The sequence below is a fragment of the Sunxiuqinia elliptica genome (assembly GCF_900113005.1).
In the GTDB taxonomy this organism is placed as follows: domain Bacteria; phylum Bacteroidota; class Bacteroidia; order Bacteroidales; family Prolixibacteraceae; genus Sunxiuqinia; species Sunxiuqinia elliptica.
Genome location: NZ_FONW01000002.1, coordinates 303221 through 328051 on the forward strand (window position 1 = coordinate 303221; position 24831 = coordinate 328051).

Sequence of the window (24831 nt, forward strand, 5' to 3'; positions counted from 1 at the left end):
AAGGTAGCAAAATTTGGCGATTTTGATTATGATCAGAAGGCGACGATTCATCCCAGAGGCTTTTGAGGTTTCTGGCTGACTTTATTGAAGCCAAGTTTGGTTGTTTATTGGCTTTTTGTAACTGGCTGACTATTTGTGCTTGGCGAACGGTTTTTTTCAAGTTTGCTTGAAATCAAGGTGCTGGGAATATCAAAAATCCTGAAAATCTGAAAACCGAATAGTCCGTTGCAAGTTAAGGCTGATTGCCATTCACGGAGATCATCCTTAAAATGAAAGCTTCGGTAGCGGATTTTTTATATTTTTGTGGCTTAATTCAGAATCAGTTAAAAATCAAACACAATAATGGAAATTCCGAGCAAGTATAATCCTGTAGAAGTAGAAGACAAGTGGTATAAATATTGGCTGGAGAAAAATTATTTTCATTCCGAGCCTGATGACCGTGATCCATACACCATCGTCATTCCGCCGCCAAACGTAACCGGAGTGTTGCACATGGGACATATGCTGAACAATACAATTCAGGATATTCTGGTCCGCCGGGCACGTATGCTCGGGAAGAATGCTTGCTGGGTTCCCGGAACTGACCACGCATCAATTGCCACTGAAGCAAAAGTGGTTAATAAACTGAAAAGTGAAGGCATTGATAAAAACGACTTAAGCCGGGACGAGTTTCTAAAACATGCTTGGGAATGGACCGATAAGCATGGTGGTATCATTCTGGAACAGTTGAAAAAACTGGGAGCATCTTGCGACTGGGAGCGTACCTGCTTTACAATGGACGAAAAACGTTCGGAATCGGTTATCAAAGTTTTTGTTGATTTATATGAGAAAGGGCTGATTTACCGTGGAGTACGCATGGTAAACTGGGACCCGCAGGCAAAAACAGCTGTTTCTGATGAGGAAGTGATTCACAAAGAAGAGCAATCTAAACTATATTACGTACGCTATCAGATTGAAGGCGAAGAAGATTATGTAACCATTGCAACAACGCGTCCGGAAACAATTCTTGGCGATACCGCCGTTTGTGTAAATCCTAACGATGAGCGTTTTCAACATCTGAAAGGAAAACGAGTATTGGTACCATTGGTAAAACGTAGTGTTCCTGTTATTATGGATGACTATGTGGACATGGAGTTTGGTACCGGTTGTTTGAAAATTACACCAGCTCATGACATCAACGACTACGAAATTGGAATGCGTCATAACCTGGAGACCATTGATACCTTTAACGACGATGGTACTTTAAGTGAAAAAGCCCAATTGCTGGTTGGTGTTGACCGTTTTGAAGCCCGCAAGCAAATCATCCCGATGTTGGATGAAGCAGGCAATTTGGTGAAAGTTGAAAATTACACAAATAAAGTTGGTTACTCGGAACGGACGGATGTGGTGATTGAACCGAAACTTTCAGCGCAGTGGTTCCTGGCCATGGAAAAACTAGCCAAACCGGCTTTGGAAGCAGTGGAGTCGGACGATGTTGAGTTTCATCCTAAGAAATTCAAAAATCTGTACCGCCACTGGATGGGCAATGTAAAGGATTGGTGTATTAGCCGCCAGTTGTGGTGGGGACATCAAATTCCGGTGTACTATTTGGCTGATGGAAGCTTTGTGGTTGCCGAAAGTGCCGATAAAGCGTTGGCTAAAGCTCAAGAAAAAACAGGTAACCAAAACCTGACCATGGCTGATCTGACACAGGATGAAGATGTGCTGGATACCTGGGCTTCTTCGTGGTTGTGGCCAATTTCAGTTTTTGATGGAATTAATGATCCTGAAAACGAGGATATTAAATATTATTACCCAACCGATGATTTGGTGACAGCACCTGAAATCATTTTCTTCTGGGTAGCCCGAATGATTATTGCTGGTTACGAGTACCGTCAGGATAAACCTTTCAAGAATGTGTACTTCACCGGTATTGTGCGTGATAAGTTGCGTCGGAAGATGAGTAAGTCGCTGGGTAATTCGCCTGATCCGCTTGATCTGATTAAGCAATATGGTGCTGATGGTGTTCGCGTTGGAATGTTGCTTTGTTCTCCGGCTGGAAACGATTTGCTGTTTGATGAAGCGCTGACTGAGCAGGGACGGAACTTTACGGCTAAAATCTGGAACTCTTTCCGCTTGGTAAAAGGATGGGAAGTTTCTGATTCTATCGAGCAGCCAGAACACTCCAAACTGGCCTTGGAATGGTTTGAGCAGAAATTGAGCGAGCAGCTGACAATGATTAATGATCACTTTGATAAGTTCCGGATTTCGGATGCTTTGATGACTATTTATACAACCATTCGTGATGAATTCTCATCGTGGTTGCTGGAAGTGGTAAAACCAGCCTACCAACAGCCAATCGATCGGACAACTTATGAAGGTGTGCTGGATGCTTTGGATAAAGTATTGCGGGTGTTGCATCCGTTTATGCCATTTATCTCGGAGGAAATCTGGCAGTTGCTGCGCGAGCGAAAAGATGGTGAAAGCATCATGATTAGCCAGTGGCCTGAAGTTGGTGAAGTTAATGCAGAGACTTTGGCTGGATTTGAAGCAGTTCAGGAAGCGATTGCCGGCATCCGGAATGTTCGGAAGAATAATAACCTGGCCATGAAGGAGAGCCTCGAATTAAAAATCTATCCGGGAGATAAAGGATACAACAAGCAATTTGATGCTGTCATCAAGAAAATGGGAAATCTGTCAGCCATTGAGTTGGTTGCTGAAGAAGTTAAAGGGGCCGCTTCATTCCGCGTATTTTCATCCAGTTTCTTTATCGATTTGGGTGAATTGATTGATGTTGAGGAAGAACTGAAAAAGCTGGAGGAAGAGTTGAAATACACCGAAGGTTTCTTGAATTCAGTAATGAAAAAGTTGAGCAACGAACGATTTGTTAACAACGCACCGGATGCGGTTGTTGCCAAGGAGAAAGCCAAGCAGGCCGATGCCGAAGCCAAGTTAAAAGTACTGAAAGAACAAATTGCCAATTTGAAATAAAATAGACAATGAGCTGCTATCTCCTGACTAATTTGAAAAAAAAGTCAGGTTTGCTTCAGGGTAAAACTTGAGTAAACTGTTATATCTAATAGATGGTACTCATTACTGAGGACACTTTAAAGGCCGGTATAATTTACCGGCCTTTTTGTTGGGGGCAAGGCTTTTTATTTTCAATTCGCATGCTTACTTTTATAGGCTTAAATTTTTAGGTATGCCCTCACTTCAGAATAACCCAAATTTATTGGTTCAATACCTTCAAAAACCAGCTTCTGAATTTACCAAAGAGGATCTGATTCGTTACATCGAGGAACGAGAAATTGAAATGTTGAATTTTCGCTATGTTGCCGAAGATGGAAAGTTGAAAACCATCAATTTTATGGTGACTGGTCGCGATGAATTGGACATGGTTTTATCGTCGGGCGAACGGGTTGATGGTAGCAGTATCTTTTCATTTCTCGAGGCGAATTCGAGCGATTTGTATCTGGTGCCGAGGTATAAAACTGCATTTCTGAATCCATTTGCGAAAATTCCTTCAGTAGATATTTTGTGTTCGTTTTACAACGCCAACGGGGAGCCTTTGGAGAGTTCGCCTGAGAATATTTTGCGTAAAGCTAAAACGGCTTTTTATAAAGCGACCAACATGAAATTGAAAATGATGGGGGAGCTGGAGTACTATGTTATTAGTACGGTGGAGAACGATACGAATACTTCCAACAATGGTTATCATTGTGCTGAGCCGTTTACCCTTCATGAGGAATTGCGGGTCGAAGCCATCAAACTTATTGCACAGTGTGGGGGCATGGTTCGTTTTGGGCATGCTGAGAATGGCCGTTTTACGCATCATGGAAAGCATTATGAGCAACACGAAATTGAGTTTGCTCCGGTGGATCCGGAAGATGCTTCCGATCAATTGTTGGTGGCCAAGTGGATTTTAAGAATGTTGGGGCGGAAGTATGGTGTGAGTGTGACTTACATTCCTAAAATTGCCTTGAACCAGCCGGGGAGTGGCATGCATATCCACTTTTTAGCGGAAGAGGACGGTCGAAACCGTTTGATTGAGAACAAAGAACTGACCCCTACTTGCTTGAAAATGATCGCCGGAGTGCTGGATTTAGCACCAGCATTAACGGCCTTTGCCAATAGTACACCGGTTTCGTATTTGCGTTTTATGCCAGGACAGGCTGTTCCCAATCAAATTTGTTGGGGCAAGCAAAATCGGTCAACTTTGATCCGAGTCCCCTTAGGGTGGCATGCCGATAGTTCTTTTGGTGCACAACTAAATCAGCAAGAACAAGAAAAGCATGACTATTCGTTCCGGCAAACCGTTGAATATCGGGGAACCGATGGATCGGCTAATCCCTATTTGTTTTCAGCAGCAATGATTGTTGGATTTATGAAGGGCTTGAGTGATTCAGAGGCAATCAAAAAGTCAGATGATTACTTTTGTACTGAAAATTTATTTTTGACAGAAGATCAGCCTGGAGACTTTAACCGATTGCCGATGTCGTGCTTCGATGCCGCAAAAGCACTGGAAAATGCTCGACAAGAATTTGAGGCCGATCAGATTTTTCCGAAGTCAATCATCAATCATTTAATTCTTCGTTTAAGATCATACAACGATAAGGAGTTGGGTGAGAATCTAAAAACGTATGGAGAGAATCAAGATTTACCGGCTTTGATTGATGAATATTTAAATTACATGTAAAAATAAGTACTACTAAATAATAAAAAGCTCAAATAGCCTATTAACTATGACACTTATCAAATCAATTTCAGGAATCAGAGGAACAATTGGTGGAAAACCAGGAGATGGACTAAGTCCAATCGACGTGGTAAAATTTAGTGCCTCATATGCCCGTTGGGCAAAGGAAAATACCGGAAAGTCTAACCCCGTAGTTGTTGTTGGACGTGATGCACGAATTTCAGGCCAAATGGTTGAATCATTGGTGTGCGCATCATTAAGCGGAATGGGTTGCAATGTTGTTAATATTGGCCTAGCAACTACGCCTACAACTGAAATTGCGGTTGTTAAAGAAAAAGCTGATGGTGGAATTATTCTGACCGCTAGCCATAATCCTGCGCAGTGGAATGCCTTGAAGCTTTTAAATGGTAACGGCGAATTTCTGTCGGCTGAAGAAGGCGCTAAAATATTAGCTTTTGCTGAAGCTGAAGATTTTGAATTTGCTGATGTTTTCGACTTGGGAACAATTACCAATACTGATTATTTGCCTGATCATGTGCAACAAGTGTTGGATTTGGAGTTGGTTGATGCAGATGCAATTGCCGATGCGAACTTTAAGGTTGCGTTTGATGCTGTTAACTCCGTTGGAGGGATTGCTATTCCTGCTTTGTTGAAAGCTTTGGGAGTGCAGGAAATTCTTCCGATCAACGAAGAACCAACCGGTCATTTTGCTCATGTCCCTGAGCCGCTGCCCGAAAACTTAGTGGAAACTTGCCAAATGGTTCGCGATAATGACGTTGATGTTTGTTTCGTTGTGGACCCAGATGTGGATCGCTTGTCAATTATCAGCGAAGATGGATCCATGTTTAACGAAGAGTATACTTTGGTTGCCATTGCTGACTATGTTCTCTCAAAAACGCCAGGGAACACGGTTTCCAACCTTTCATCAACGCGGGCGTTGCGTGATATTACTGAGAAACATGGTGGAAGCTATACGGCTTCAGCTGTTGGCGAGGTAAATGTGGTCACCCAAATGAAGGCTTCTGATGCGGTGATTGGTGGTGAAGGTAATGGAGGGGTTATTTATCCTGCTTCGCACTACGGACGTGATGCCTTGGTTGGTATTGCTCTGTTTTTAACCTTTTTAGCGAAGTCAGGAAAAAGCTGTACCGAACTTCGGAAAACTTACCCGGATTATTTCATTTCAAAGAATAAAATTGAATTGACTCCGGATATTGATGTTGATGCTGTACTTGTGAAAATGAAGGAAAAGTATCAAAACGAACAGGTGAACGACATTGATGGGGTGAAGGTTGATTTCGTCAACGAATGGGTGCACCTTCGAAAATCAAACACGGAACCGATTATTCGGATTTATGCGGAGTCGACGAACCAGCAGGCTTCAGTTGATTTGGCTCAACGAATCATCTCGGAAATTCGGGAAATCATTTCAAAATAAGATAGAAAGCCAGTATTCACTGGCTTTTTTTATAAAGCTTTAAAAAGAACATTAAAAAACGTTAATTTTTATGATAATTGGCACAAAACTTGTGTGCCAATCGATTGGATCATGTAATGAATTCAGGTGTATTTTGGGATGAGGGTGAAGATGAATTTAAAATTCGGATGTGGTCTTTCAATAATGATTGATTTTTAAAGTTTTATAATAAACGACACTAATTCTGCTAATTTTTAAATTCATGAAAAACAAAAAGATCATTCTCATTGCCCTTGTTCCTGTTTTCTTGATTATCATTTACCTCATTTTTCAAAGCAGCGATAAGGTAGAAACAGAAATTACCGTTCCCGTAACTCGGGGAGCTTTTGATGTTCAGATTTACTCATCTGGAGAACTTGAATCAGAAAACTCGCAAAACATTACCATCCCCGAAAAGCTGAAAGATCGTAGCTTACGGATTTATGAATTGACCATTACTGATTTGGTTGAGGAAGGAACCTATGTGGATTCGGGTGATTATGTGGGAAGCCTCGATCATCAGGCTGTGGAGGAAAGTGTAAAAAAGGCACAAGATGACTTGGAAAAGGCATTGACCGAACTGCAGGATGCAAAAATTGATTCTAACTTAAATTTGAGCAATCAGCGTGATGCAATTATCAACGCTCAGCTGGATTTGGAAGAGAAAAAGATTGTGATGGATGAGTCCATTTACGAATCTCCCTCTGTAATAAAGAAAGCTCAAATGGATTACGATAAAGCCGATCGTAAGTACGAGCAGGAAAAGAATGCGTACAAGCTGAAGCGCGAACAAGAAGAAAATAAGGTGACTCGGAAATTTATCAACTACCGTCAAATCAACGATCGCCTGAAGGAGTTGAATGTGCTTTATAATTCGCTTCGAGTTTATGCTCCTAAAGCGGGATTAATCACTTATTATAAAAGAGGTTTTGGTGGAGTGGTGAAAGTGGGATCACGCGTGGCCATATGGCAACCCATTATCGCGACCATTCCGGATATGACGAATATGATTTCACGAACATTTATCAATGAGATTGATATTTCAAGAGTGAAAGTTGGCTTGCCCGTTAAGGTCGGAATTGATGCTTTCCCAGAAAAAGAGCTTGCCGGTGAAGTGATTTCGATGGCTAACGTTGGCCAGAACATGCCAAACAGTGATGCCAAAGTGTTCGAAGTGAAAGTTAAAATATTTGATGAAGATAGTGACTTGCGACCTGCAATGACGACAAGTAACGTTATTCAGGCAATGACTTTGCAAGATACCTTATCTATTCCACTTGAATCCGTTTTTTCTAATGACAGCTTGCAGTACGTTTATAAGGTACATCGTGGCAACCCAGTGAAGCAAATTGTTGCCTTGGGTGATGCCAATGAAAATTTTGTTTTGGTAAAAGATGGACTAACCGATGAGGATGAGGTGTATTTAGCAGCTCCGGAAGGTTCTTCTGAACTGGCTTATGAAGGAATTAAAATCTACGAGCAGCAATTGAAAGAAGCCGAAGAGCAAGAACAGGCTCAGGCGAAAGCTCGTGAAGAAGCCAGCAAAAAGTCAAACGGACAAAAGCTTCCAACTGGGATGGCTCAGGGAATGATGAAAGCTCAGACAAGTGCTAACTAAAAAATAATCAGACCTATGTGGATAAAACGATATTTTCATGATGTAATTATCGGAATTGAAGCCATTTTTGATAATCGGCTAAAATCGATGTTGACTGCCTTGGGGATTATTTTTGGTGTGGCTGCCGTTATTAGCATGATGGCCATTGGGAATGGTGCAGAGCAGGAGATTCTTGAGCAAATTAAAATGGTCGGGGTTAACAACATTGTTGTAACACCTACTGCCACGAGTGTTGATGGTAAATCAGGCTCGGGAGAATCGGGAGGACAGGCCCGGACTAAATACAGCAAGGGATTAACTTTATTGGATGCCAAAGCGATTGAGGAAGTAATTCCTACCGTTGACAAGGTGAGTCCGGTGATCTCATTTAACTACTCGGCCATTTTAAATGGAAAGAGTAATCCGGTTGTCTTGGAAGGTGTGGATGACAGCTATTTTGAGTTGTTCAATATTGGCCTACAGGCTGGAGAGATTTTTAATGATACCCATGGTGAAATGGGGCAGCCCGTTTGTATCATTGGCGATAACATTAAAAATGTCTTTTTCAAGCAAGAGGATCCTGTGGGAAAAAGTATTAAATGCGGACAAGTTTGGTTAAAAGTAATTGGGGTTGTTGAAAAGCGAGATTTTACGACTTCAGCTTCCGATGAAATGGGAATCAGCAGCTCGGACAATAAGATTTTTGTACCGGTTCAAACCGTTTTGCTGCGATTCAAAAACAGATCCTTGGTTCGGGCGGATGAAGTTGAAAAGGCCAATACCAACCAGAACGGTGGCGGCATGATTATTATTGGAGGAGCTTCCTCGGAGGAAGAATCAGCAGAGGATGATGATAAAAACCTAAACCAGTTAAGCAAGATCGTCATTCAAGTGAAAGAAACAGAGCAGCTCAGCACGACAGCGAATGTCGTTAAGCGTATGCTTCTTCGCCGACACTCTGAACTGTACGACTTTGAGGTGACCATTCCTGAGTTGTTGTTAAAACAACAGCAGCGAACCAAGAATATTTTCAATGTGGTATTGGGAGCCATTGCAGGAATTTCCCTCATTGTTGGTGGAATTGGAATTATGAATATCATGTTGGCTTCGGTGATGGAGCGTATTCGAGAGATCGGAACCCGACAGGCCATTGGTGCTTCACAGAAAGACATCATCGTTCAGTTTTTATCCGAATCAACGTTGATTAGCGTGTTCGGAGGTATTATCGGGATCATACTTGGAGTGGTCCTTTCCAAAACGATTACGGCTATTTTCGATATCAAAACGATTGTCTCTTTTTTCAGTATTGTAATTGCTTTTGGAGTTTCGGCAGCCGTTGGAATTATATTCGGATACCTTCCAGCTAAGCAAGCTGCTGAAAAAGACCCTGTAGAATCATTACGTTACTAACCTGAAAACTGAAAGAATGAAAACAAAATATTTTATTGTAACCGTATTGCTTGTTTGGGCTGGAGTAAAAGTACAGGCTCAGGAGCAACTTAAATTATCATTGAGTGATGTAATTGAATTGGCTTCACAACAGTCGTTGGATGCCTTTCGAAATAAAAATATGTTTCGCGCCAGTTATTGGGAGTATCGTTATTTCAAAGCTGACCGATTACCCAGTTTAAGCTTGGATGCAACCCCCCTGGATTTTAACCGCTATCGGAACCGGGAGTATAACTTCCAAACCAATGAAGAAGAATACGTACAACGTGAGTATTTGAACTCGGATTTCGGATTATCGCTGAATCAGAATGTTGCTCTTACTGGAGGTCGATTGTTCTTGCGTTCGGAGTTAGGAATGGTGAAAAACCTGAGCGGAGATAAAAAGAATAGTTATCAGTCAACTCCTATTAGTATTGGGTATCAGCAAAATCTGAATGGCTATAACGAGTTGAAATGGAAAGCTAAAATTGAACCTCTGAAATACGAGAAAGCCAAGAAAGTATTTATTGAGTCGCGGGAGGAATTGGCGATGAAAGCAACTCAGAACTTTTTTAGCCTGGTTGCTGCTGAGATTAACCTGTCGATTGCCGAAAATAATAAAGCCAGTGCCGATACGCTGTATACCATTGGTAAAGGCCGATTTCAAGTGGGAACAGTAACGCAGGATGAGTTGCTCAACCTGCAATTAAGACAACTGCAGGCAGAGCAGTCGCTGAACAGTGCACGGATGGAGTTGTCGCGTGCTCAAACCCGTCTAAATTCGTTTTTGGGATTGGAGAAGGAAGTTGAGATTTCATGTATTATTCCGAAGGAAATCCCTGAACTGGAGGTAAAAGCAGGTGTAGCCATTGCAAAAGCCTTGGAAAATAGTCCAGAAATTATGGATCAGCAGCAACGCTTGTTGGCCGAAGATCAGCGAGTGGATGAAGCAAAATCAGAAACCGGATTAAATACCAGTATTTATGCTCTATATGGGTTGGATCAATCATCTGCAAAATTGGAGGATGTTTATACTGATCCTGATCAGCGGCAGCGTTTTCAGTTGGGAGTGAACATTCCGATTGTAGACTGGGGACGCCGAAAAGGTCGTTATCAAATGGCTGAGTACAATCGTGAAGTTGTAAGGGCAACCGTAAATCAGGCTCGGATTGACTTTGAACAGGATGTTGTTCAGACGGTTATGGAGTTTAACCTGCAGAGCGATCAGGTGCGAAATGCATCCTTGGCGGATACCGTTGCCCAGCAGGGTTTTGAAGTGGCGTTCCAGCGCTTTTTGATTGGAAAACTGGATGTAATCAACTTGAATCAGGCGCGTAATGACTTGGAAACGGCCAGAAGAGACTACGTGACCGCACTGAGTGCCTATTGGCGTTATTACTACAGTGTAAGAAGATTGACACTCTTCGATTTTGCAGAGGATATGCCTTTGACAGAACAATATGAGCAAATCCTGGAAAACTAATTGGTATGAAGAAAAATAAGAAACTCATTTTCTGGGGAATTCCGGCCATCGTGTTGCTAATTATAGCAATTGTTGGCGTGTTTGACGACGACCTGATTGGTGGCGGTCATACCTATCAAGTGAAAATAGGGAACCTGGATGCGGTGGTTGAGAGTGTTGGAGAAGTAAAAGGAGAGAAAGCAACCGAGATTAATCTTCCGGATGTTATTTGCGACCGGGAATTACGTATTTGGCAGGTGAAAATTGTGGATATGGTTGAAGAAGGGAAGATCGTTAAAAAAGGCGATTATATTGCTCAGCTGGATCAAACAAACCTGTCAAACCAGATGCGGGATCGGATGCAGGAGAAAGAAAAGGCCGATGCCGATTTGAAAAATGCACGGATTGATAGTACCGTTCGGTTGACTCAAAGGCGGGAAGAAATAACCAATGCCTTACTCGATTTGGAATATGGTAAAATTGATTTGGAGCAGTCAAAATATGAATCGGCCGCCTATCAGCGAAAAGCGCAAATGACTTATCAAAAAGGAGAGATTCAGCTTGAAAAGAAAAGGCGCGACTATTTGTTGGAGCGAAATCGTTTGAAAATGAACGTTCAGCGCTTAGAAGAACGAGTGGAATGGCTGAATGATTTGATTGGTCGCTATCAACAGGCCATGCGTTCAACTCGTATCACAACTCCACAGGATGGAATTGTGATGCCGGGAACCAATTGGGATGGCTCAAAATACTCCAAAGATGATGAAATTAGTATTTGGCGTCCGCTCATTGCAACTTTGCCGGACATGTCGACCGTAATTTCTGAAACTTATGTCAAGGAAATCGATATTTCCAAAATTGCCGTTGGTGATAGTGTAAGTATTACGATTGATGCCTTGCCGGATAATGTATACTCAGGTAAAGTGAATTATGTAGCATCCATTGGTGAAGATCATCAGGGCTTTGATATGAAGGTCTTTCGCGTGATCGTTCGTTTTGATAGCAGCGATAGCGATTTAAAGCCAGGGATGACTTGTACGAACAACATTGTTTTTGATCACTATCGCAATCAACCGCTTATTCCAACCGAGGCTTTATTTAGAGATAGTTTAAAGCAAGTTGTTTATTTAAAGCGAGGAGGACAAGTGATTGCACAGCCAGTAGAGATTGGGGTCGAAAACCAAGGGATGGCTGTTGTTTTAAAAGGACTAAAAGAGGGAGATCGGGTGATGCTGACTCCGCCAGAAGATAAACTCTAGGTTCATACTTACTTTTTTTGATGTTGAAGGTGTTTTTTGTTTTCTAAAGAATTGTTAATACTACAGGCAGTTCTTAAACAAAGAACACCTTCTTGGGTTAATGGAAAGGCTTCCTGTGAATTAAGCATTTGTTTTATTCGCTAGATGCCAAGTATTTTTGTACTTTTAGTCACGCTAAACGAACTAACAAACAACCATTAACCTACCAATGAAAAAGATTCTCATGCTCTTTATTTGCATGCAGGCTTTAAACGGTTGGGCTTTTCAAATTGAAAAATCGCAACCCGATAGTTTGCAGCAAACCTTTAACAAGGACTATGTCCTTCGAGTAAAAAAAGCCCAAAATCCAATTCAGATTGACGGAGTTGTTGATGAACCGGACTGGATAAAAGCAGAAAAAGCAACCAATTTCTATCGTGTTTTGCCAGTTGATACCGGAATGGCAGAATCTCAAAGTGAAGTTGTCATGACTTATGATGACAAGGCTTTTTATCTGGCGTTTACTTTTTTTGATACCATTCCGGGAAAAAGAATTGCCGAATCCTTCCGACGTGATTTTGTATTTGGGAACAACGATAATTTTCTGGTTTTCTTTGATACTTTTTTGGATCAAACCAACGGGTTCTCATTTGGAGCCTCAGCGTCGGGTGCCAAGTGGGACGGCATTATGCATGATGGTAGTGCGGTCAATCTAAACTGGGATTGTAAATGGGAATCAGAAACGCTGCATTCGGACGATCGTTGGGTGACAGAGATGCGCATTCCTTTTCGTTCCATTCGGTTTAAGTCGGGCACTGATCGCTGGTATGTAAACTTTAGCCGGCTCGACCTCAAGGGGAATGAAAAGTCGGCTTGGGCACCTGTTCCTCGTCAGTTTCCTACGGCATCCTTAGCCTATACGGGCGTGTTGGAATGGGAAGATCCACTGCCGAAATCGAAAACAATGTTTTCCGTTATTCCTTATGTTTTTGGCTCGGTGGCCAAAGATTATGAAGCCGGAACAAAGGCGGACTATCAGACTGATTTTGGTTTTGATGCGAAAATTGGGGTGAGTACCTCCATGAATCTGGACTTGACTTACAATCCTGATTTTGCTCAGGCTGAAGTGGATGAACAGGTAACTAACCTGGACCGGTTTGAACTATTCTTTCCTGAAAAACGACAGTTCTTTCTGGAAAATTCCGACTTATTTGCCGGATATGGCTATGATGTGGTAACACCTTTTTTTTCGCGCCGGATTGGGCTAGATGCTCCCGTTTTGTTTGGCGCCCGGTTGAGCGGCAAGCTAGACAATAACTGGCGTTTGGGCTTAATGGATATGCAGACCGAGAAAACCTCCTTGTTGCCAGCGCGTAACTTTGCTGTGGCATCAATTCAACGGAAACTCTTTGCCCGTTCAAGTGCAGGGATGATTTTTGTGAATAAAGAAAATATCAACGAGCCGGGTGATGTGCAGGATTACAACCGGGTAGTTGGTTTCGACTACAACCTGGCATCAAGTGATAATACCTGGACCGGAAAATTGTTTTACCACCAGTCGTTTGACGAAGAGGAACATGAGCATGGACAGTATGCCCAAGGTGCCTCGCTGCAATACCAAACGCGAAATGTGAAAGTGCGCATGGATCAAACAAGTGTTGGAGCAGATTACAATGCCGAGGTCGGTTTTGTGCGACGTACCGGCTATAACTTTCTGGGGCCTTCGTTGAGTTATACTTGGGTGCCCAATAAAAAGGTTATTGCCCATGGGCCATTCTTGGAAAGCGAAAATTTCTTCAATACCGATTATGAGAAAATCGACTACGTGCAAACTCTAGGTTATAATGTTGAGTTTACCAATCGGGCGAAAGCAATTGTTGGGGTGAAGGATTTTTTCGTGCAATTGCAGCATGATTTTGATCCAACACGGACCAGCGAGCATTTTTTGCCAGCAGGGAGTGAGCATAACTTTACCCAGTTTTGGGCTGAATTTTTGTCGGATAACCGAAAGAATTTCAAATGGTCGGCTTTGTATAGTAAAGGATCATTTTACAATGGGGACATTGATTTTATGGAGGGGATGATTGGGTACCGCATCCAACCCTATGTCAATTTTGCGATGAATGTGAGCTACAATGAGATTCGTTTACCTGCTCCTTTCGAAAAAGCAAACTTTTGGTTGCTGGGGCCTAAAATGGATCTTACGTTTTCGGATAAAGTTTTCCTGTCAACCTTTGTGCAGTATAACGAGCAAATCGAGAATATGAACATCAATATGCGTTTTCAGTGGCGTTATGCGCCGGTGTCAGACTTTTTCATAGTTTACACCGACAATTACTTTACCGGAGATTGGACTTCCCGGAATCGTGCACTGGTCATGAAACTGTCGTATTGGTTTAACTAGAGCTTATTGAAAATAGTGAAAGGCCATTGGAAACAGCGAATTGTTTCCAATGGCCTTTTTTTGTTTTGAGTGGAAAGGGAGAGTTGTATTTAAGAATGAATTTTTTTTACTATTGTTTACCCCATAGGGAGGGATCTTGATATGAGAATGTTTAGTCTTTGGCAACTTCAATTGCTTTTTCTAATATTTCATCCCTATTCTCAATAACTACAGCTATCGTTGGCTCTACTTCAATGTCAATTTTTACTCCCTTTCGCTGGGTTTCTGTACCATCGGGATAAAAGATTCCGGTTCCAGACATGGCTGTTTTAAATCCGCCAATCAGTTTAAATTGAGAAACATTTCCGTCGGCTCCGGCAGTTTGTTGTCCAATGGTGATAGCGTTTGGTGAACTTTGTAAGCACATAGTAAAATATTCACCGTGACTTAGTGTGTGTCCGTTAACCAACAGGATAACTTTACCCTTATAATAATTTTTATTTCTTATGCCGGATTCAACCCCTTCCTTCCATCTAAATTTTCCTGGATAGGATAAATCAGGAACGATAATTTTGGCAAATACATCACTTTGAGGTTTTAAACGCACTGAAATTCGTCGCATTACCCTCGTGCCCTTGGGGCGGTTTCTGATATCAAAAATGATTGCTTTCGAGCAAGTCGTAACACTGTCCATTATTTGATCAACTTCTGATGTTTCAACATTGCCTAAATTTACATAGGCAATATTCTTACTCAGTTGCTTCCATTTGGTTTTATCACGAGCAACTGGTTCTATTTTTTTGAATGTTGAAACATCATCTCGATGAATTGTTTTTTCAAAGATCTTTCCATTTCTTTTGTATGTTATAGTTACTTCAGGCTTATGTCCCCTGAGAATTATAGACGATCTTTTCTCCTTTCCGTTTTGGTGAGATGCTGGTGTGTATTTTGAATTCTGTTGAAGTAATTCCGCTATTGAAATTCCATCGATTTCTAAAATAGCATCACCTACTTTCAAATCATAGCGTTTATCTACGCCTTTATATCTAAAGCCAGAGATGACGATACTATTGTCAATGACTGCATAGTTTATAGGTATCCAGTATTTACCAAAGAAGGTAGCTAGTTTTTTGGTATAAATAGGTAGTGTATGTCCATCATCAATTTTTACCACAGTTTCAAGTATCGCTAAATGATATTCTGTGGCACTTTTTGCATCCCTGAAACGTGGAATCATTTCCAGTAGAACGTCATTCCAGTTCTGGTCGGTTTGGTATTTGTAGGGGAAGAAGTATTCGATAATGTTCCAATATCTGAATAAGCAGAGTAAACGATAATGCTTATCGGGGTATTCAAAGTTTTTATATTCGGGCTCATTGGTAATGATAACATTGCCCACATATTTTCTGGTAGAGACGTAGTGATTCCCTCTTTTATTTCTGTTGTTTTCAATAAACCTCAATTTTTGAGATAATTCAGGCGTAAAAATGGTTGAATCACTGATCCAGGAAAGATTGAAGTTTTTTTCGAAATAGTCATCTCCTGACTTTGTGTTGGTTTTCTTAACCTTTCCCAAAGAAGCAATCCATTTCAGGTAAACTTCTGATAATTGCTCTTTGGTTGTGGCTTGTTCAACTTCAGGCAGCACTTCAATCAATTGTTTGTCCCAATTAAAAGTGCCCTTAGCAACTTCTGGATGATAATACTTTAAAAATCCCCATAGTTTTCCGGTGGATGCGAGTTTTTCGGTTTCTGTCAACTTTTGTTGTGCAAATAGGAAACTTGAAGAGAGGAATGTGAGTAAAATGAGAACTAGAATTTTCTTCATAAACTGATGTTTTGCATTCATTATGATACAAAAGTGGTCATTGTTCTTGTTTATGATCGCTGGAGATGAGTTAAATAAACTGAATAAAAGCTGAAAAAAATCTAAATGTTTGAATTGACAGATGTGTGAAGGAATGGCAAAAAATATTTCAAGATCGAGACTGTAAGTTGAAAATGTTTCAGGGGCAGTAATTGGAATTAAAAAGCGGGAGGAGGTATCAGTACTTAGGCTAAGTTATATAGCACCTCGAGGTACCTTTTGGGGCGAGTATAAAGGTAGTAAAAAAAGGACATGAAACGCTTATCAATCAGTTATTAAATTGTTAAGCGGGAACGATAGTTTTAGGCTATTTCAAAATACATTTTATCTTTGCGTCACGTTTAATAATGTCTTATAATAAAAACTTACAATTATGAAAGTAACAGTTGTCGGTGCTGGTGCGGTGGGTGCCAGTTGTGCTGAATATATCGCCATTAAAGATTTTGCTGATGAGATCGTATTGGTCGATATCAAAGAAGGTTTTGCCGAAGGTAAAGCAATGGATTTGATGCAAACTGCTTCGTTGAATGGATTTGATTCAACAATTGTTGGTAGTACAAACGATTATTCAAAAACAGCTGGAAGTGATGTTGCTGTTATTACCAGTGGTATTCCTCGTAAACCAGGAATGACTCGTGAAGAATTGATTGGTATTAACGCTGGCATTGTTAAAACCGTTGCTGAGAACCTGATCAAGCATTCACCAAACGTGATTTTGATTGTGGTAAGTAACCCAATGGACACCATGGCTTACTTGGCTCACAAAGCAACAGGCCTTCCTAAAAACCGGATTATCGGCATGGGCGGTGCTTTGGATAGCGCTCGTTTCAAATTCAGATTGGCTGAGGCTTTAGAATGCCCTCAATCAGATGTTGAAGGAATGGTTATTGGTGGTCACTCAGACACGGGTATGGTACCATTGATCGAGAAAGCTGTTCGTAACAGTGTGCCAGTTTCTGAATTCCTTTCAGAAGAAAAAATGAGCGAAGTAGTTGAAGCAACTAAAGTTGGTGGTGCTACTTTGACTAAATTGTTAGGAACAAGTGCTTGGTATGCTCCTGGTGCTGCTGTTTCTGAATTGGTTAAAGCAATTGCGCTTGACTCTAAGAAAATGTTCCCTTGCTCAGCTTTGCTTGAAGGCGAGTTTGGATTGAATGACATTTCTTTGGGTGTTCCTTGTGTATTGGGCAAAAACGGAATTGAGAAAATCGTTGAGATTTCTCTTTCGGATGCTGAAAAAGAGAAGCTTACTGCAAGTGCAGAAGGTGTAAGCAAAGTAAATGCATTGCTTGAAGTTTAAAGAAGCATTTAAATACACTATATTTAATGCCTCCGCAAGTGCGGAGGCATTTTTTTTATAGCTATGGCAAAAATACCATTAGAGTTAATTGAGTTGGAGGAGCATAACTACCATTTGCTGGTGCAGGGAAAGTTTGAAGACGGAGAACTGGGGTATTGGATTATTGACACCGGGGCATCTAAAACGGTGTTTGATAAACGACTGGAACAGTACTACAAATCAATAGAACCATTGAGTGATGAAGAATACCAAAGTGCTGGCATAGGAACAGGAATGGTTGAAACTGCCGTTGGAGAGATTGCTTATATTGCTTTTGGAAAACTCAAAGTACGGGATCAGAAAGTTGCTTTAATTGATTTGGATCATGTCAACGAGATATATCGGAAGTATCGAAATGTACGCATTTGCGGTTTGCTGGGAAGCGATCTTTTGAAGAAATACCAATGTGTCATCGATTATAAGTACGAGACCATTTCCTTTTCGCGTCCGCGGAAATAGCAGGAGTTGTTTTGTAATAGGTTTGAGTAACCGATATGGAATGGTGTTTATCCTTTTGTTGTAGGTAAAGGATAAAAAGAGGGAACGAGAGAGCAGCATTGGTAGGAGATAGGGCGAGGGCTCTTTAAGACTGCGAAGAAAAGTGAATAGGCTATTTCAAAATAATTCAAAACAAGATAAACAATAAAAATTGAATAGTTTTATTTTTAAAAAAAAGCGATGTTTTTGAAGGACAAAGTGATTGATTTCTCATTTAGGCTTATTTTTTACTTGTTTCTTGTTTTATTGCCTGGCCTGATAAAAGCTCAGAACCCCATCAGCCCTCCAGGAATCTACTTAGCCGATCCCTCTGCCCGCAGTTGGAATGACTCTATACTCTATCTGTATACATCCACCGATTTAAGTTGTGATTTTTGGTGTTCTTGGAAACATGATATTCTTAGCACAACAGATATGAAAATATGGAATGTTGCTAGTGATGTATTTGCGTCAGACGGAAAGAATGATGAGGTTCTTTATAATGATAAGTTATTGTTTGCTCCTGACTGTGCAAAAAAAGGTAATAACTATATCCTGTACTATTGTCAGCCTGATAATAATAATGCATTGGGGACAGCATTGGGAGAAAGTGCCATAGGCCCTTTTGAGAATGGACAAATATTAAATACAGGAGAAAAATACAGTCAGATTGATCCATCAGTTTTTATTGATGAGGACAGTACGGCTTATGTTGTTTGGGGACAGGGTGATATGAAAATGGGCATTTTAAACCCCGATATGCGAACAATTGATACAAATACAATCCGAGATAAAGTAATTACCGTTTCAGAGCATTACTTTCATGAAGGTGCCTACATGACGAAACGAAATGGAATTTACTATTTGGTTTATGCTGATGAAAGCAGGAATAAAGTGCCTAGCTGCCTTGGCTATGCTACGAGTGATAACCCTTTTGGACCCTATATATATCGTGGTGTAATCATCGATAATAGTGGTTGTAATCCAGGAAATTGGAATAATCATGGGTCTATTTTTAATTTTCAGGATCAATGGTATGTTTTTTATCATCGCTCAACACATGGATGTCAGATGTTTAGGAAATCGTGTGTGGAAAAAATTCAATTCTTATCCGATGGCTCAATTCCAGAGGTAGAAATGACAACGCAAGGAGCTTTACCCCCATTGGATGCGACTAAAATTATTGATGCAGAAAGGGCCTGTAGTATGAAGGGAAATGTGAGGATTGAAAAGGAAAGTGAGTCTAATGAGATACTTTCTGAAATGAAAGGGGGAGATCAGGTTGTGTATAGATATTTAGACTTTAGTGCGGGGGTAAACAGGTTTTCTTTAAAGTATCGAGCTCTAGGTCGAAAAGGAACCCTTTTGCTTTATGTGGAACAAGGAGGACAGCGAAGAAAGATTGCCGAAATTAAATTAGAAGAATCTAAAGAATCAGCCTGGGTTGAAGAATCATTTAAAGTTAAAAAGACAAAAGGAATTGCTGAGTTGATCTTTGAAGTTTCAGGTGATGGTAGTAGTGATTTTGAGATCGACTGGTTTCGATTTGCTGAAAAAGTACCTATGTGTCATCGATTATAAATACGAGACCATTTCTTTTTTGCATCTGCGGAAATAGTCAAACTTGTTTTATAACACGTTTGACAGTATGATAGGACTTAGTTTTTATCCAATTGTATTTCAGGATGTGAAGCAGATTCATGGTCGGGTGGAGAACAATAAATTAGCCGTTGTTTTTTCGTGTTGATTTCGCAAAAATGAATATATTTGCCACCGGTTGACGAAAAACTTTTGAAAACAAAGATTCACATATCCCGAAAGATTACCCTTCGCTTGCTACTTTTTGTATTAGTGATAGGAGGAGCTGTTGTTTTCGACTTGTGTCATGACCAACTGCCACAAGAGTTGATGAAACAGCAGCAAGACGCTTCGGAACATCAGGTGATTCCTGCGCAGGTTTATTTCTGCAATCCAGGAAGTAGCTTTAAAGTTCGTAGCGGAAGTGATCGTTTGTGCTCAAAAATCCTTTTCTCCATTGGGCAGGATAAGTTTTTAACTGCTTTCCACAATCACATAACTTATCATTTGCTGAAAGTAGAGTCGTTGAAAGAGCGCTCACCGCAAAACCCGATGGTTCATTTTCGGAAATTCGTTATTTGTCATCATTCCAATACTGATGACGTCCCCCTTATAGCTTAAGTTTCGAAGCGATTGAAGTTCGTTTCTTTTCTGCAATCTGAATCAGTGGGTTCGGATCTAATGCTATTAAATCATTCAATAAACACATACAATCTAAAATTTTAGACAAATGCAAAACAAAGGATTAATCAGAACTTTTGCCATTCTGTTGGCTTTAGTTTGTGTTTACCAGTTGACCTTTACTTATAAGGCTCGGCAGGTTGAACGCAATGCTGAGGAGTATGCTCAGGGAGATCCTGTAAAACTTCGGAATTACATGGACTCTATTTCAGGCGAGGAAGTTTATAACTTGCTTGGATTAAGAAGTTACTCTTACAAAGAAGTTAAAGCGCTGGAGATGAACCTGGGGCTTGACTTGAAAGGTGGGATGAACGTTACCTTGGAAGTATCAGTAGTTGACTTGATCAAGTCATTATCAAACTACAGTGCCGATACAACCTTTAATGCGGCCATTAAACGTGCGCAAGCACTTCAGTTGGATAGCCAGGAAGACTTTGTGACCCTGTTTGGTCGTGCTTTCGAAGAAGTAGACCCGAACGCTCGTTTGGCGGCTATTTTCAACACATTGGAGTTGAAAGACAAAGTGAAGTATAACTCAAGCAATTCAGAAGTGCTTGATGTGATTCGTAAAGAAACGGATGCTGCTATCGACAACTCGTTCAATATCATTCGTACACGTATTGACCGCTTTGGCGTTGCACAGCCAAATGTTCAGCCACTTCAAACTCGTGGACGTATCTTGGTTGAATTGCCAGGTGTCGACAATCCTGAGCGTGTCCGGAAACTGTTGCAAGGAACGGCTAAGCTGGAGTTCTGGGAAACTTGGGATAACAGCGAAGTGTACCCTTACATGCTTCAGATTAACGAGCAGCTGAAAGATGTATTGAACTTGGAAGCTTCGACTACAGCTACCGAAACTGAAGAGACTGCTACGGCTGATGACGCCGAAGCGACGACTGAAGGTGACGGATCTTTGTTGGAAGAGTTGGAAACTGAAGAAGCAGATAGTACTGCAGCTTTGGACAACATGGCTGATTTTAGAAAGAACTTCCCATTATTTGCGGTACTTACTCCAAGTACAACAGCTGACGGACAGTTATTCCCTGGGCCAGTGGTAGGTACCGCTCACGCTAAAGATACTTCAGCGGTAAATTCATACTTGAGCATGCCTCAGGTGAAGTCAGTTATTCCAAGAAGCCTGACGTTTAAATGGACTTCTAAAGCTGTTGATGACGCTGGAAATTTCTTCCGCTTGATTGCTATTAAAGTAACCAGCCGTGATGGCCGTGCTCCACTTGAAGGAGATGTAATTGTTGATGCACGTCAGGATTATGAGCAATTTGGTAGCCGTCCTGAAGTTTCGATGACCATGAACTCTGAAGGAGCAAAAACATGGGCTCGTTTGACAAAAGAAAATATTGGAAAATCAATCGCCATTGTATTGGACGGCTACGTACGTTCATTCCCAAATGTGAATGGTGAAATTACCGGAGGTCGTTCAAGTATTACTGGTTTGGAGACTGTTGAAGAGGCGAAAGACTTGGCAAACATTCTGAAATCAGGTAAAATGCCAGCTCCTGCCCGTATTTTGCAGGAAGAAATTGTAGGACCTTCATTGGGACAAGAAGCGATTAACAGTGGTATGTGGTCGTTTGCCATTGCCTTTATCTTGGTATTGGCTTACATGTTGTTCTTCTACAGTAAAAAAGCTGGTTTAACAGCAAACATGGCTTTGTTGGCTAACCTGTTCTTTGTAATTGGGGTGTTGGCTTCAATTGGTGCCGTACTAACGCTGCCTGGTATTGCAGGTATTGTATTGACCATTGGTATGTCTGTGGATGCGAACGTGCTGATCTATGAACGGATCCAGGAAGAACGCAAAGCAGGTAAAGGCTTGAAACTGGCAATTGCTGATGGTTATAAGAATGCCTACTCTGCGATTATTGACGGTCAGGTGACAACCTTGTTAACCGGTGTTGTTCTTTACTTGTTCGGTTCTGGTCCGATTAAAGGTTTCGCAACAACATTGATGATTGGTATTTTTACCTCTCTTTTCTCAGCGATTTTCTTGACTCGTTTGATTTTCGAACGTCAGTTGGGTAAAGACGCGAAAATTACTTTTGCTTCAAAAATGACCGACAACTGGTTGAGAAATACACACATCAAATTCTTGGAAAAACGTAAGATTGCTTACTTGATCTCTGGATCACTGATCGTAATTTCTATCTTCTCGTTTGTTACTCGTGGTTTCAACTACGGTATCGACTTCAAAGGGGGACGTACTTATGTGGTTCGTTTCGATGATGATGTAAAAGTAGCTGAGGTTGGTAAAGCGTTGAACGCCGTGTATGGTGAAGCTCCTGAAGTGAAAACTTTTGGTGGTAACAACCAAGTGAAGATTACAACAGAATATAAGATTGATGAGCTAACTGATGATGTTGACAATGAAGTTGAACAACTGTTGTTGAAAGGTCTTCAAGATGGAGGCTTTATCGGTCAAATGAATATGGATACTTTTGTTAAGGATCACCGGATGAGTTCTCAAAAGGTAGGACCAACAATTTCGGATGATATTAAGAATGACGCTTTAATTGCGATCTCATTCTCCTTGTTGATCATCTTCCTTTACATTTTAATCCGTTTCCGCAACTGGCAGTATGGTTTAGGAGCCGTTGCCGCTTTGGCTCACGATACCATCATTGTGTTAGGGCTCTTCTCCTTGTTCCATGGCTTCCTGCCATTCTCATTGGAGATTGACCAAGCCTTTATTGCAGCGATTTTGACCGTATTGGGTTACTCCATCAACGATACGGTAGTTGTATTTGACCGTATTCGTGAGTACATGGGCTTGCATCCAAAACGTAACCGCGAAGAGAATGTAGATAGCGCATTAAACTCTACTTTGCGTCGTACCTTCAGTACTTCGTTAAGTACATTTGTGGTATTGTTAGCCATCTTCCTGTTCGGTGGAACTTCAATCCAAGGCTTTACTTTTGCCTTATTGGTTGGTGTGGTTATCGGTACCTACTCTTCTTTGTTTATTGCAACTCCTGTTGCTTTCGATACTCAAAAGAGAGCCGCTAAAGTGGTCGCTAAGAGAAAGTAATAATCCTACTTTATAATATTTGGCCCCGGCAGAATCTGTCGGGGCTTCTTTTTTTTGCCGAAATCCATTCAGAGTTACAGATGTACTGAACTTGTTTGTATATTTGTTGAAAATTTTCAAAAATGGCCCTACATATGTTGTTTATTAGTGGTGGTGAAATTGTTCTGGTGATGGTTTTAGCTCTGCTTTTTTTCGGCTCGAAAGCAATTCCGGATATTGCCAAAACGCTAGGCAAAGGAATGCGCGAATTCAAAAAAGCGACTAACGAAATCAAACGTGAGTTTGAAGATAATACTGGCGACTTTAAACGTGATATTGACGATATTCGTTCAACTGTAAAAAGCGAAACGCAGAAAATTAGTCAGGATATTGATCAGGTTTCTTCGCGTGTAAAGTACGAAACCAATAAACTAAGCGACGAAGTCGAAAAAGTTTCGGCTATTGAAACTGAACCTAAAAAAACTGAACTGTCTCAAGAAGTAGAGCACCCTACTCCTAACGAGGAAGAACCGGCAACAGAACCTACACCTGAAAAAAAGCAGGACTAAGAACACTGAACGGTTTAAAATATAGCTATGTCAATTCTACTTTATGGTTTGGCAATGCTGCTTTGCTTTGTATTGCTGGCACGCATTGTCGACAAGTTTTTTGTGGTCTCACTCGATCGTATTTCCAATGACTTGAAATTATCTTCGGATGCAGCTGGAGCTACGCTGATGGCTGTTGGCTCAAGTGCTCCAGAGCTGTTTGTTGCACTTTTCTCGGTTCTTAAGCCGGGAAACCATGAAGCTATCGGAATCGGGAGTATTGTTGGAAGTGCCTTGTTTAATTTGCTGGCGATTGGAGGTTTGGTTGCCTTGGTTCGGAAAACAAGGCTAACCTGGCAACCTGTTTTGCGCGACATCTTATTCTATTTTATTGCGGTTGCCTTGTTACTGTGGGGAATTATTGATGGCGATTTCAGCTTATGGAATGCGGTTGCATTTTTGGTTGTTTATATCATCTATGTCTGGGCTGTGGTTAACTGGCGAAAGTTTTTCCCTTATAAAGATGTTGAGTTTGAACAGGAAGAAGAGGAGGAAGGATGCGATGGGAAGGTTAACCTGGTTGACCGGGCATTGTGTTTTATTTTTCCGAAAGCCGAAAAGTACTATTGGGTTTTTACTGTTTCAATTTTATTGATTGCCGGTTTGAGCTGGGTATTGGTCGAAACAGCAATTGAAATATCTATCCTTTTAAATATTCCTGAAGCAATTATTGCCTTGACTGTATTGGCCATTGGAACTTCGGTGCCTGACCTGATTTCTTCTCTAATTGTCGCTAAGCAAGGGAGAGGAGACATGGCTATTAGTAATGCTATTGGGTCGAATATTTTTGATATTCTGGTAGGATTAGGCTTGCCTTTCCTGATTGTCATGCTGATTTCGGGAGGCAGCATTGAGGCTTCTGGCCAGAACCTGACCGTTTCATCTTTCATTTTGTTCGCATCCTTGATTGCATTTGCAATTTTATTGCTGGTAAACCGTTGGAAGATTAACTGGCTTACAGGAGTAATTCTGTTAGGCCTCTATGTTGCGTATATTACCCGCGAAATAATATTACTTTGA

The 24831-nt window shown here is 41.1% G+C and carries 16 protein-coding genes; 15 read left to right on the top strand and 1 reads right to left on the bottom strand.

All coding sequences use genetic code 11. The annotated features are described in order from the left end of the window. The first annotated feature begins 342 nt into the window (after nucleotides 1-342). The 8 genes from BM156_RS05990 (at nucleotide 343) to BM156_RS06025 (ending at nucleotide 14257) form a co-directional block, all read left to right on the top strand. Nucleotides 343-2970, top strand: coding sequence for a valine--tRNA ligase (locus BM156_RS05990; protein WP_093918934.1), 2628 nt, complete (start codon nucleotides 343-345; stop codon nucleotides 2968-2970). Nucleotides 2971-3181: 211 nt separating this feature from the next. Then, nucleotides 3182-4675: a glutamine synthetase family protein gene (locus BM156_RS05995; RefSeq protein ID WP_093918935.1), complete on the top strand. Its 1494-nt coding sequence runs from the start codon at nucleotides 3182-3184 to the stop codon at nucleotides 4673-4675. A 46-nt stretch (nucleotides 4676-4721) separates the two neighbouring features. Then, entirely contained in the window at nucleotides 4722-6110 is a 1389-nt protein-coding gene (gene glmM / locus BM156_RS06000) for a phosphoglucosamine mutase (protein ID WP_093918936.1), read from the top strand. Between the two features lie 241 nt (nucleotides 6111-6351). Next, nucleotides 6352-7746 (top strand): efflux RND transporter periplasmic adaptor subunit, encoded by a 1395-nt coding sequence (locus BM156_RS06005; RefSeq protein ID WP_093918937.1) that lies wholly within the window; start codon nucleotides 6352-6354, stop codon nucleotides 7744-7746. Nucleotides 7747-7761: 15 nt separating this feature from the next. Continuing rightward, nucleotides 7762-9135 carry an ABC transporter permease gene (locus BM156_RS06010; protein WP_093918938.1) on the top strand — a complete coding sequence of 458 codons (1374 nt, stop codon included), beginning with the start codon at nucleotides 7762-7764 and terminating at the stop codon, nucleotides 9133-9135. Between the two features lie 16 nt (nucleotides 9136-9151). Beyond that, nucleotides 9152-10636 (top strand): TolC family protein, encoded by a 1485-nt coding sequence (locus BM156_RS06015; protein WP_093918939.1) that lies wholly within the window; start codon nucleotides 9152-9154, stop codon nucleotides 10634-10636. 5 nt (nucleotides 10637-10641) lie between these two features. Further along, the gene (locus BM156_RS06020; protein WP_093918940.1) at nucleotides 10642-11874 is read left to right on the top strand and encodes an efflux RND transporter periplasmic adaptor subunit; all 1233 of its coding nucleotides are present in this window, start codon (nucleotides 10642-10644) and stop codon (nucleotides 11872-11874) included. A 208-nt stretch (nucleotides 11875-12082) separates the two neighbouring features. Then, nucleotides 12083-14257, top strand: coding sequence for a DUF5916 domain-containing protein (locus tag BM156_RS06025; protein WP_212733433.1), 2175 nt, complete (start codon nucleotides 12083-12085; stop codon nucleotides 14255-14257). A 151-nt stretch (nucleotides 14258-14408) separates the two neighbouring features. Here the strand turns inward: BM156_RS06025 and BM156_RS06030 are convergent, their stop codons facing one another. After that, nucleotides 14409-16064 carry a S41 family peptidase gene (locus tag BM156_RS06030; RefSeq protein WP_170846875.1) on the bottom strand — a complete coding sequence of 552 codons (1656 nt, stop codon included), beginning with the start codon at nucleotides 16062-16064 and terminating at the stop codon, nucleotides 14409-14411. 412 nt (nucleotides 16065-16476) lie between these two features. Here BM156_RS06030 and BM156_RS06035 point away from each other — a divergent pair, with 412 nt between their 5' ends. The 7 genes from BM156_RS06035 (at nucleotide 16477) to BM156_RS06065 (ending at nucleotide 24831) form a co-directional block, all read left to right on the top strand. Beyond that, complete coding sequence (locus tag BM156_RS06035) at nucleotides 16477-17403, top strand: malate dehydrogenase (protein ID WP_093918942.1); 927 nt, start codon at nucleotides 16477-16479, stop codon at nucleotides 17401-17403. Nucleotides 17404-17466: 63 nt separating this feature from the next. Further along, nucleotides 17467-17901: a retropepsin-like aspartic protease gene (locus BM156_RS06040; protein ID WP_093918943.1), complete on the top strand. Its 435-nt coding sequence runs from the start codon at nucleotides 17467-17469 to the stop codon at nucleotides 17899-17901. A 225-nt stretch (nucleotides 17902-18126) separates the two neighbouring features. Continuing rightward, nucleotides 18127-19500: a family 43 glycosylhydrolase gene (locus tag BM156_RS06045; RefSeq protein WP_170846876.1), complete on the top strand. Its 1374-nt coding sequence runs from the start codon at nucleotides 18127-18129 to the stop codon at nucleotides 19498-19500. 210 nt (nucleotides 19501-19710) lie between these two features. Further along, on the top strand, nucleotides 19711-20118 hold the full coding sequence (locus BM156_RS06050) for a hypothetical protein (protein ID WP_139218220.1): 408 nt from the start codon (nucleotides 19711-19713) through the stop codon (nucleotides 20116-20118). Between the two features lie 109 nt (nucleotides 20119-20227). Beyond that, nucleotides 20228-23224, top strand: coding sequence for a protein translocase subunit SecDF (gene secDF, locus BM156_RS06055; protein ID WP_093918946.1), 2997 nt, complete (start codon nucleotides 20228-20230; stop codon nucleotides 23222-23224). A 122-nt stretch (nucleotides 23225-23346) separates the two neighbouring features. Continuing rightward, the gene (locus tag BM156_RS06060; protein ID WP_093918947.1) at nucleotides 23347-23772 is read left to right on the top strand and encodes a Sec-independent protein translocase subunit TatA/TatB; all 426 of its coding nucleotides are present in this window, start codon (nucleotides 23347-23349) and stop codon (nucleotides 23770-23772) included. 27 nt (nucleotides 23773-23799) lie between these two features. Next, nucleotides 23800-24831 (top strand): calcium/sodium antiporter, encoded by a 1032-nt coding sequence (locus tag BM156_RS06065; RefSeq protein ID WP_093918948.1) that lies wholly within the window; start codon nucleotides 23800-23802, stop codon nucleotides 24829-24831.

Coding starts and splice junctions, on each gene's coding strand:
- BM156_RS05990 (WP_093918934.1), top strand. CDS start 343: ATGGAAATTCCGAGCAAGTATAATCCTGTAGAAGTAGAAGACAAGTGG.
- BM156_RS05995 (WP_093918935.1), top strand. CDS start 3,182: ATGCCCTCACTTCAGAATAACCCAAATTTATTGGTTCAATACCTTCAA.
- glmM (WP_093918936.1), top strand. CDS start 4,722: ATGACACTTATCAAATCAATTTCAGGAATCAGAGGAACAATTGGTGGA.
- BM156_RS06005 (WP_093918937.1), top strand. CDS start 6,352: ATGAAAAACAAAAAGATCATTCTCATTGCCCTTGTTCCTGTTTTCTTG.
- BM156_RS06010 (WP_093918938.1), top strand. CDS start 7,762: ATGTGGATAAAACGATATTTTCATGATGTAATTATCGGAATTGAAGCC.
- BM156_RS06015 (WP_093918939.1), top strand. CDS start 9,152: ATGAAAACAAAATATTTTATTGTAACCGTATTGCTTGTTTGGGCTGGA.
- BM156_RS06020 (WP_093918940.1), top strand. CDS start 10,642: ATGAAGAAAAATAAGAAACTCATTTTCTGGGGAATTCCGGCCATCGTG.
- BM156_RS06025 (WP_212733433.1), top strand. CDS start 12,083: ATGAAAAAGATTCTCATGCTCTTTATTTGCATGCAGGCTTTAAACGGT.
- BM156_RS06030 (WP_170846875.1), bottom strand. CDS start 16,064: ATGAAGAAAATTCTAGTTCTCATTTTACTCACATTCCTCTCTTCAAGT.
- BM156_RS06035 (WP_093918942.1), top strand. CDS start 16,477: ATGAAAGTAACAGTTGTCGGTGCTGGTGCGGTGGGTGCCAGTTGTGCT.
- BM156_RS06040 (WP_093918943.1), top strand. CDS start 17,467: ATGGCAAAAATACCATTAGAGTTAATTGAGTTGGAGGAGCATAACTAC.
- secDF (WP_093918946.1), top strand. CDS start 20,228: ATGCAAAACAAAGGATTAATCAGAACTTTTGCCATTCTGTTGGCTTTA.
- BM156_RS06060 (WP_093918947.1), top strand. CDS start 23,347: ATGGCCCTACATATGTTGTTTATTAGTGGTGGTGAAATTGTTCTGGTG.
- BM156_RS06065 (WP_093918948.1), top strand. CDS start 23,800: ATGTCAATTCTACTTTATGGTTTGGCAATGCTGCTTTGCTTTGTATTG.